At 69.8% G+C, this 8,700-nt stretch carries 9 protein-coding genes; 4 read left to right on the forward strand and 5 right to left on the reverse strand.

The features are described from left to right. Positions 1–11 precede the first annotated feature (11 nt). The 3 genes from sdhA to DI005_RS34265 all read left to right on the forward strand — a co-directional run bounded on the left by sdhA (position 12) and on the right by DI005_RS34265 (position 3,220). Entirely contained in the window at positions 12–1,799 is a 1,788-nt protein-coding gene (gene sdhA, locus DI005_RS34255) for a succinate dehydrogenase flavoprotein subunit (protein ID WP_112277044.1), read from the forward strand. 37 nt (positions 1,800–1,836) lie between these two features. Further along, complete coding sequence (locus DI005_RS34260; RefSeq protein WP_112277042.1) at positions 1,837–2,616, forward strand: succinate dehydrogenase iron-sulfur subunit; 780 nt, start codon at positions 1,837–1,839, stop codon at positions 2,614–2,616. Between the two features lie 163 nt (positions 2,617–2,779). Next, complete coding sequence (locus DI005_RS34265; protein WP_199543473.1) at positions 2,780–3,220, forward strand: hypothetical protein; 441 nt, start codon at positions 2,780–2,782, stop codon at positions 3,218–3,220. A gap of 44 nt (positions 3,221–3,264) precedes the next feature. On the opposite strand, the gene DI005_RS34270 is transcribed toward DI005_RS34265, so the two are convergent. Both DI005_RS34270 and DI005_RS34275 read right to left on the reverse strand, forming a co-directional pair. Beyond that, positions 3,265–3,666, reverse strand: a complete 402-nt coding sequence (locus DI005_RS34270; protein ID WP_112277040.1) for a hypothetical protein — start codon at positions 3,664–3,666, stop codon at positions 3,265–3,267. Then, on the reverse strand, positions 3,663–3,923 hold the full coding sequence (locus DI005_RS34275) for an SCO4848 family membrane protein (RefSeq protein ID WP_112277038.1): 261 nt from the start codon (positions 3,921–3,923) through the stop codon (positions 3,663–3,665). The genes DI005_RS34270 and DI005_RS34275 overlap by 4 nt, the downstream gene beginning before the upstream one ends. 42 nt (positions 3,924–3,965) lie before the next feature. Between DI005_RS34275 and DI005_RS34280 the strand changes: the two genes are divergently transcribed. After that, positions 3,966–5,198 carry a D-alanyl-D-alanine carboxypeptidase family protein gene (locus DI005_RS34280; protein WP_113644849.1) on the forward strand — a complete coding sequence of 411 codons (1,233 nt, stop codon included), beginning with the start codon at positions 3,966–3,968 and terminating at the stop codon, positions 5,196–5,198. 104 nt (positions 5,199–5,302) lie between these two features. On the opposite strand, the gene DI005_RS34285 is transcribed toward DI005_RS34280, so the two are convergent. From DI005_RS34285 to cofH, 3 genes are all read right to left on the reverse strand, one after another. Continuing rightward, positions 5,303–6,580: an MFS transporter gene (locus DI005_RS34285; RefSeq protein WP_369973650.1), complete on the reverse strand. Its 1,278-nt coding sequence runs from the start codon at positions 6,578–6,580 to the stop codon at positions 5,303–5,305. Between the two features lie 48 nt (positions 6,581–6,628). After that, positions 6,629–7,642 (reverse strand): inner membrane protein YhjD, encoded by a 1,014-nt coding sequence (gene yhjD, locus DI005_RS34290; RefSeq protein ID WP_112277034.1) that lies wholly within the window; start codon positions 7,640–7,642, stop codon positions 6,629–6,631. Positions 7,643–7,779: 137 nt separating this feature from the next. Beyond that, the coding region (gene cofH / locus DI005_RS34295; protein ID WP_113642798.1) for a 5-amino-6-(D-ribitylamino)uracil--L-tyrosine 4-hydroxyphenyl transferase CofH at positions 7,780–8,700 on the reverse strand (921 nt) is incomplete at its 5' end.

An 8,700-nucleotide genomic window follows, 5' to 3' on the forward strand; every position in this document is an offset into this window, starting at 1 on the left:
GTTCGCACATCATGCAGTTTCACAAGTACGACGTGGTGATCGTCGGAGCCGGCGGCGCCGGCATGCGGGCGGCCATCGAAGCGGGCCAGCGCTCCCGCACGGCGGTGCTCACCAAGCTCTACCCGACGCGTTCGCACACCGGCGCAGCGCAGGGCGGCATGTGCGCCGCGCTGGCGAACGTCGAAGAGGACAACTGGGAGTGGCACACCTTCGACACGGTCAAGGGTGGCGACTACCTCACCGACCAGGACGCCGCGGAGATCATGGCCAAGGAGGCCATCGACGCGGTGCTCGACCTCGAGAAGATGGGGCTGCCGTTCAACCGGACCCCCGAGGGCAAGATCGACCAGCGGCGCTTCGGCGGTCACACCCGTGACCACGGCAAGGCGGCGGTGCGCCGCTCCTGCTACGCGGCCGACCGCACCGGTCACATGATCCTGCAGACGCTGTACCAGAACTGCGTCAAGCACGGCATCGAGTTCTTCAACGAGTTCTACGTGCTCGACATCGCGCTCACCGAGACCGCCGACGGCCCGGTGGCCTCCGGCGCGATCGCCTACGAGCTCGCGACCGGCGAGATCCACGTCTTCCAGGCCAAGTCGATCGTGTTCGCCACGGGCGGCTTCGGCAAGGTCTTCAAGACCACGTCCAACGCGCACACCCTGACCGGCGACGGGATGGGCATCTACGCGCGCAAGGGCCTCCCGCTCGAGGACATGGAGTTCTACCAGTTCCACCCGACCGGCCTCGCCGGCCTCGGCATCCTGCTCACCGAGGGCGCCCGCGGTGAGGGCGCGATCCTGCGCAACGAGTCGGGCGAGCGGTTCATGGAGCGCTACGCCCCCACCATCAAGGACCTCGCACCACGCGACATCGTCGCCCGGTCGATGGTGCTCGAGGTGCTGGAGGGCAGGGGCGCCGGTCCGAACAAGGACTACGTCTACCTCGACTGCACCCACCTCGGTGCCGAGGTGCTGGAGACGAAGCTGCCCGACATCACCGAGTTCGCGCGCACGTACCTCGGCGTCGACCCGGTGAAGGAGCCGGTGCCGGTGTACCCCACCGCGCACTACGCGATGGGCGGCATCCCGACCAACGTGCACGGCGAGGCGCTGCGGGACAACGAGCACGTCATCCCCGGCCTCTACGCCGCGGGTGAGGTCGCCTGCGTGTCGGTGCACGGCGCCAACCGGCTCGGCACCAACTCGCTGCTCGACATCAACGTGTTCGGCCGCAGGGCGGGCATCGCCGCCGCCGAGTACGCGCAGGGCCGCGAGCACGTGGAGCTGCCCGAGGCGCCGGCGAAGATGGTCGAGGGCATGGTCGAGCACCTGCGCACCGCGCACGGCGGCGAGCGCGTCGCCGACATCCGCACCGAGTTGCAGCAGACGATGGACGCCAACGCGGCGGTGTACCGCACCGAGGACACGCTGAAGCAGGCGCTCACCGACGTGCAGGCGCTCAAGGAGCGCTACGGCCGGATCTCGGTGCAGGACAAGGGCAAGCGGTACAACACCGACCTGCTCGAGGCCATCGAGCTGGGCTTCCTGCTCGATCTCGCCGAGCTGCTCGTCAACGCGGCGCTGGCCCGGAAGGAGTCCCGCGGCGGCCACGCCCGCGAGGACTACCCGAACCGGGACGACGTCAACTTCATGCGGCACTCGATGTCGTACAAGATCCTGCCGGAGAAGGAGGACCCGGACGCCCCGCTGGGCCTCAACGGGTTCATCTCGGACATCCGGCTGGACTACAAGCCGGTGACCTTCACCCGGTACGAGCCGATGGAGCGGAAGTACTGATGCCTTCCGACGTACTCCTTCCCGCGGAGGAAGCGAAATGACCGCTGTAGCTGAAAGCACCGTCCACGACACGTCGCAGATCCCGGCGCCGGAGGGCTCGCTCACCGTCACGGTGAAGATCCAGCGTTTCAACCCGGAGATCGACGACGAGCCGCACTGGGAGTCCTACGACGTCCCGGCGCTGCCGACGGACCGCGTGCTGAACCTGCTGATGAACATCAAGAACTACGTGGACGGCACGCTGTCGTTCCGTCGTTCTTGCGCGCACGGCATCTGCGGGTCGGACGCGATGCAGATCAACGGCATCAACCGCCTCGCGTGCAAGGTGCTCGTGAAGGACCTGCTGGCCAAGAAGGGCAAGCAGACCACCATCACGGTCGCGCCGATCAAGGGCCTGCCCACGATGAAGGACCTCTATGTCGACATGGAGCCCTTCTTCGAGGCCTACCGCGCGGTGAAGCCGTACCTCATCGCGTACGGCAACGAGCCGACGCGCGAGCGGATCCAGTCGGCGGCCGACCGGGAGCGCTTCGACGACACGACCAAGTGCATCCTGTGCGCCTGCTGCACCTCCTCGTGCCCGGTGTACTGGGCGGACGGGTCGTACTTCGGCCCTGCCGCGATCGTCAACGCGCACCGGTTCATCTTCGACTCGCGCGACGAGGCCTCCGAGGAGCGGCTGGACATCCTCAACGACGCCGAGGGCGTGTGGCGCTGCCGCACGACGTTCAACTGCACCGACGCCTGCCCCCGTGGCATCCAGGTGACCAAGGCGATCCAGGAGGTCAAGCGCGCCCTGCTCTTCAAGCGCGTCTGACCCTTTCGCCCTGTCCGCAGTGAAGGCCACCATGCCTGCGTTCAACGCAGTGATGGTGGCCTTCACTGCGTTCGGGCCTACCTCCGCGGGGGTAGCGGGGCGGGGTGAGGTGTCATCTCTGGGGTGACGACGTCGCGGGGGTTCGGCCCTTAGCGTTGCGTGCGTGGTACAGGAAACTGGGAAGCGGTCACCGGGGCTGTCCAAGCTCGCGATCTTCGGGCTGGCGCTGCTCGCCGTGCCGCGCGTGGTCGCGCACGACCTGGACCTGGTGGGTCCAGCGGTCAACGCGCTGCTCGTGTGGGTGCCGCTGGTGATCTGGGTGACCGTGGTGCTGGTGAGGCGGGTCGAGAACCCGTTCCTGACGTTGCTCGCGGTCGGCCTGGTGTACGGGATCCTCCTCGCCATCGGCCACCAGGTGTTCTGGGAGGAGTCGTTCGACGACCCGCCCGCGCTCGGCGGCAACCTGGCCGGCGTGCTGTCCCCCGGTACGGAGACCGTGGTGCTGCGTGGCTTCGCGTTCCTCAGCAGCGTGGTGACGGGCACGGCGGTCGGTGCGGCCACCGGTGCCGTCGCGTGGCTGCTCTCCCGGCTCCGGCGCTCCTGAGGGGCGTCTCCCAACCCTACGGGCGACGGGGCGGGGGCCGTTCCCTAGACCTCCGCGCAGGCGGCGCGGGCGGCGGCCATCGACTCCCGGAAGCCCTCGCTCTCGGCGTCCATGCGGCGCTGGACGTAGTTGACCACGTCTCGCAGCGCCTCGTTCACCGGTTCGTAGGCGCCGTCCGCCTCGGCAGCCGCGCCGGCGAGGGACGAGGCCGCCGACAGCCGGTACAACCCGGTCAGGTCGGCCTCCAGGTCGACGTGGGGCGTGCGGGCCACGAGGTCGCACGCCGCCGTGGCGTCGGCCTGCGCTCCCTCGGCGTCACCGGAGGAGCTGAGCAGCCAGCCCAGCCCCACGCCTCCCCCACCGAGGAGGACGCCGACGAGCAGGCCGAGCAGGAGCGGAGCGCGTCGAGAGCGCGGTGCGGGCGGCTGCGGCTGGAACTGGGTCACGATCGGTTGACGTCCTTTGAGTCGGCGCGGTTCCGGGTCGCGCGCAGGCCGCGCCAGCCGATGACTCCGATGATCGTGCCCAGCACGAACGACACGACGGCGAGCACCAGATGCACCCAGAAGAACGGCGTCGGCGAGCCGTCCGCGGTGAAGGCGTTGTCGCTGTCCCAGAGGTTCCTGGCGAAGGTGATCCAGATGATCCAGGACCACACGCCGAAAGCAAGCAGAAAGAGTGACGTGCGGCGAGACATACGCATACCGCCCAGTATCTATCCCTGGCTCCCGGCTAGCCTGCACGGGTGCGCAGTGCTCTTCCCTTACGGGTTCTGATCGTCACCCTGCTGTCCGGTCTCCTCGCCTCGGCGGGGCTACCAGCACTGGCGCAGTCGCCGGTCGCGCGGCAGGCGCAGGCGTGCCCCAACGAGCTGCTGCCGCCGCCTCCCGTGGACACCTCCGAGAAGCCGCCGCCGGGGCAGCCGTCCCCGGTCCCGCTGCCGGTGCCCGACGAGCCGGCGGGCGGCGAGCGCATGGCCGAATGCGGCTATGTGGTGCCGCCGACCGCCCCGGCCCCGCCCGAGCCGGACACGGCGGCCTCCTGGCTGCTGCAGGACATGGAGACCGGCGAGGTGCTCGCCGCGAAGGACCCGCACGGCCGCCAGCGGCCCGCGTCGCTCATCAAGACCCTGCTCGCACTCGTGGTGATCGACGAGCTGTCTCCCGAACACGTGGTGATCCCGACCGTCGAGGACGCCAACCAGGAATGCACGTGCGTGGGCATCGTCGCGGGCTCGCGGTACACAGTGGACGATCTGCTGCACGCGTTGCTGATGCGCTCCGGCAACGACGTCGCGCACGCGCTCGGCACGGCGCTGGGCGGCGTGCCGACAGCGGTCGGCAAGATGAACGCGCTCGCGAAACGACTCGGCGCCGAGGACACCCGCGCGGCCACACCGTCCGGTTTGGACGGGCCGGGGATGATGACGTCGGCCTACGACATGAGCCTGATCTTCGGCTACGCCATGCGGCAGCCGGAGTACGCCGACGCGGTGGGCACGCAGCACATGGACTTCCCCGGCGGCACCGGCCAGCCGAGCTACCCGATCTACAACGACAACCAGCTGTGGGACGGCTACGAGGGCTTCCTCGGCGGCAAGACAGGCTTCACCGACGACTCGCGCCACACCTACGCCGGCGCCGCCGAGCGGGACGGCACCAGGATCTCGGTGATCATGCTGCGCACCGAGCAGCGCCCCGTCCGCGTGGCGGAGCAGGCCAAGGCGCTGCTCGACTACGGCTTCGCACTGGCGGCCTCCGGCGCCGACCCGGTCGGCCAGGTGACCATTCCCGACCCGGCCGAGGTCGACGAGGCGGCAGCGGGCGAAAGCGACTCCGGCGACGTGTCGGCCGCGTCGTCGAGCGTCACCGACCCGTTCGGCACCACCGGCTGGATCGTCACGCTGATCGTGATCGTCATCGTGGCCATCGGCCTGCTCATCGGACACCGGAAGGGCCTGCTCCAGCGCCCGGAGTGAGGTGCGGTCCCCTGGTCAGCCGCCCGCAGTGAAGGCCACCTTCACTGCGTTGAACGCAGGCATGGTGGCCTTCACTGCGGTTGGCTGGGATCAGGCGGGGCGGGTCAGCCGCCGCGTGACTCGCAGCAGTTGTCCGTCGCCGCGTCCTGCGCGGTGTGCTCGGCGTTCTCGGTCTCGCGGCCGGTGGGCAGTGTCTCCCTCGCCGCGATCCACAGCACCAGCGCGAGCGCGGCAACGGCGCCCGTGACGGCGAACGCAGCGCCGTAGGACCAGCGTTCCGCGATCGCGCCCGCCGCGAGCGGGCCCACCACGGCGCCGACGTCGGCCGCCATCTGGAAGCCCGCGAGCACCGAGCCGCCGCGCGCCTTCGCCCCGAGGACGTCGGCGACCGCGGCGCTCTGCGACGGGTTCAGCGCGCCCGATCCGACCCCGGCCACGAGCGAGGCCGCCAGGAAGATCCACGGGTTGTCGGTGATGCCGAGGAAAACCGTGCCCACCACGAGCAGCGCGAGCCCCGCCACGGCGGGCGGCTTGCGCCCCCTGCGGTCGGCATAGCGACCAGCGAGCAGCAGCACCGCCGCGTTGGCGCCCGCGAAAACGGCGAGCGCGAAGCCGGTGAACGACTCGTCCTTGGCCAGCACGGCCGTGACGAACAGCGGCATGAGCGACATGCGCACGCCGAGCACGACCCAGCCGTTGGCTAGGTTCGACATGAGCGCCGCCCGGTAGGTGGGGTGGCGAAGCGCCTGCCGGAACGTCATCGCGGGCGCGCCGTCGTCGGCCTGCCGGGAGGCCAGCGCGGAGTGCCGCAGCTGCCACCACACGAGCACGGTGGTGAGCACCAGCGCGAGCCCGTAGGCCAGGAACGGCGCCCGCAGCGATACGGCGACCAGCCCGCTGCCGAGTACCGGGCCGGCGATGCCGCCCAGCAGGAAGCTCGTGCCCCACAGCCCGGACGCCCTACCCCGCAGGTGCACCGGCGAGATGCGGATGAGCAGGCCGATCGCGGACACCGTGAACATCGTCGAGCCCACGCCGCTCGCCGAGCGGAACAGCAGCAGCTGCCAGTAGTCGGTGGCGAACGCGCACGCGATGGTGCCGACGGCGACGATCGAAAGCCCCCACAGGTAGGTGGGCCGCTCGCCGAACCGCGTCACCAGCCGCCCGCTCGCCGGCGCGAAGGCCAGCCGCACCAACGCGAACGCGCTGACCACGAACGACGCCGCCGTCACACCCACGTCGAAGCTCGCCGCGAAGTTGGGCAGCGCGGGCCCGATCAGTCCGTAGCCGATGGCGATGAGGAAGCTCGCCCCCACCAGGACGTAGATCTCCCTCGGCAGCTTCGTCTGTTCCGGCGCCGTCACCGTGTCGCTCACGCTCACCCCTTCGCTTACAGAGCGAGCTTAATTGAGGGGGACGACGACCAGCCCTCAGCGACGACGGCGGCCGAGCCAGCCCAGCAGCGCCCCTGCGCCGAACGCGCCGGCCGCGAGCCCGGCGCCCGCACCCCGCTGCACCTGGACGTTCGGCCTGATCACCGCCGGTGGCGGCGGTGCGACCCTGCGGACGACGTTCTCCCGCGCCGTCGCCGTCCACGCCGTGACGAACAGCAGGAATCGCGAGACGAGGTTGGCGAACACCAGCAGACCGATGATCGGACCGAACAGCGCCCCGCTCGGCGAGCTCGTGACACTCGCCAGGTACACCGTGGCGACCTGCTTGAGCACCTCGAACCCGACCGCGGCGAGCACGGCACCCTTCACCGCGCTGCGCACGCTCACCTTCTCCCTCGGCAGCTGAGAGATCACCCACAGAAAAACGAGCACGTTCGCGGCCAGCGCGAGCACGATCGTCGCCAGCCGCAGCAGGAAACGCGCCCACGCCGCGTCGTCGAGCCCCACCAGCTCCAGCAGGAAGTTGCCGACCCCGCCGCCCACGGCGGTCAGACCGAACGACACCGCGAGCGCCAGCCCGAGGCCGACGAGCGCAACGAGGTCCTTGACCTTCGTCGACAGGAACGGCAGCTGCCTCTTCTCCTGGCCCCACTGCGCGGTGAGCGCGTCACGGAGGTTGGTCATCCAGCCCAGCCCCGAGTAGAACGCCAGAAGCAGACCGAGCACGCCCACGCCCGCCCTGGAGTCGAGGGCGGCGTCGACGATCGTGGCGAGGAAGTCGCCGAGCCCCTCGGGTGCCGAGGAGATGATCCCGTCCCGCAGTTCCCGCAACGCGGCCTCGTTGCCGGCCAGGATGAAGCCCGCCACCGAGAACCCGACCATCAGCAGCGGGAACAGCGACAGCACTGAGAAGTAGGTGATCGCGGCGGCGTAGTGATTGCCATAGCGCTCGGAGAAGGCGTCGTTGGCTCTGATGACGTGGTCGAACCAGGGATACTTCCTGCGCAACCGCGGCAGCAGCTTTTCCTTTTCCGCCTTCTGTTCCGTCACGCGATGACGCTAACCAGGGGCAACGCCCCCCGCAACGCGAACGCTCAGGACCGGTGCCGCTGACCTCGCGCACCTGGTAGCCCGAAGCCAGAGCGCCGACGAGTGTGGTTGCCGCGAGGAGCGGTCCGTGTCGCGGGTCAGGTGGGGAGGGGGGTTCTGCCGTAGGTGGTGGTGCGTTGGCGGGAGGGTCGTCCGGCGAGGGTGGCGAGGTGGTTGAGTTCGGTGGTGGTGCGGGAGGAGCCGTGTTCGGAGCCGGCCATGCGGGAGATGGTTTCTTCCATGAGGGTGCCGCCGATGTCGTTGGCGCCGCCGCGGAGGATGTGGGCGGTGCCGTGGTCGCCGAGTTTGACCCAGGAGCATTGCACGTTGTCGATGCGGCCGTGCAGGGCGAGGCGGGCGAAGGCGTGCACGGCGCGGTTGTCGCGTGTGGTGGGGCCGGGGCGGGCGAGGCCGGCGAGGTAGATGGGGGCGTTGGTGTGCACGAACGGCAGTCCGACGAATTCGGTGAAGCCGCCGGTGTCTTCGGCGATGCCGGCGAGCACGCGCAGGTGGCCGAGCCAGTGGCCGGGGTGGTCGACGTGGCCGTACATCATGGTGCTGGAGGAGGGGATGCCGAGCCGGTGGGCGGTGGTGATCACGTCGATCCAGGTTTGGGCGGGCAGTTTGCCTTTGGTGAGTACCCAGCGGACGTCGTCGTCGAGGATTTCGGCGGCGGTGCCGGGGATGGAGCCCAGGCCGGCGTCGCGCAGTTCGGTGAGCCATTCCCGCACGCTGACTCCGGCTTTGGCCGCGGCGGAGACGATTTCCATGGGGGAGAAGGCGTGGACGTGCATGTCCGGCACCGCGGTCTTGATGGCGCGGACGATGTCGGCGTAGTAGCCGATGGGCAGTTTGGGGTCGATGCCGCCCTGCATGCAGATCTCGGTGGCCCCGGCCTGCGCGGCCTCGACGGCGCGGGCGGCGACGTCCTCGGTGGAGAGCCGGTAGGCGTCCGGGTCGCGTTCGCGCTGGGCGAAGGCGCAGAACCGGCAGCCCACGTAGCAGACGTTGGAGAAGTT

This window comes from Prauserella sp. PE36, assembly GCF_003311655.1.
In the GTDB taxonomy this organism is placed as follows: Bacteria; Actinomycetota; Actinomycetes; order Mycobacteriales; family Pseudonocardiaceae; genus Prauserella_A; species Prauserella_A endophytica.

What these genes read in the sequence shown, in the direction of transcription:
- sdhA (WP_112277044.1), top strand. Translation starts at nt 12, where the DNA reads ATGCAGTTTCACAAGTACGACGTGGTGATCGTCGGAGCCGGCGGCGCC.
- DI005_RS34260 (WP_112277042.1), top strand. Translation starts at nt 1,837, where the DNA reads ATGACCGCTGTAGCTGAAAGCACCGTCCACGACACGTCGCAGATCCCG.
- DI005_RS34275 (WP_112277038.1), bottom strand. Translation starts at nt 3,923, where the DNA reads ATGCGTATGTCTCGCCGCACGTCACTCTTTCTGCTTGCTTTCGGCGTG.